Origin of the sequence: Streptomyces tyrfis (genome assembly GCF_037034285.1) — a bacterium.
Taxonomy (GTDB): Bacteria; Actinomycetota; Actinomycetes; order Streptomycetales; family Streptomycetaceae; genus Streptomyces.
This window is the reverse complement of the sequence record NZ_JBAGJZ010000140.1, coordinates 1-287: the sequence shown is the minus strand read 5'-3', so window position 1 is coordinate 287 and position 287 is coordinate 1. Positions and strand designations below refer to the sequence as shown.

Below are 287 nucleotides of genomic sequence, written 5' to 3'. Positions count from 1 at the left end.
CTCAAGGGCGAGGTCAAGGACGTCCTGCTGCTCGACGTCACCCCGCTGTCCCTCGGCATCGAGACCAAGGGCGGCATCATGACCAAGCTGATCGAGCGCAACACCACGATCCCGACCAAGCGCTCGGAGATCTTCACGACGGCCGAGGACAACCAGCCGTCCGTGCAGATCCAGGTCTACCAGGGCGAGCGCGAGATCGCCGCGTACAACAAGAAGCTCGGCATGTTCGAGCTGACCGGCCTCCCGCCGGCCCCGCGCGGCGTCCCGCAGATCGAGGTCTCCTTCGA

Annotated in this window: 1 protein-coding gene; it reads left to right on the top strand. The window is 65.9% G+C overall.

The window, feature by feature from the left end; all coding sequences use genetic code 11:
- Positions 1–287, top strand: a 287-nt coding sequence (locus WA762_RS35575) for an Hsp70 family protein (protein WP_335941724.1), incomplete at both ends; no start/stop codon positions are given.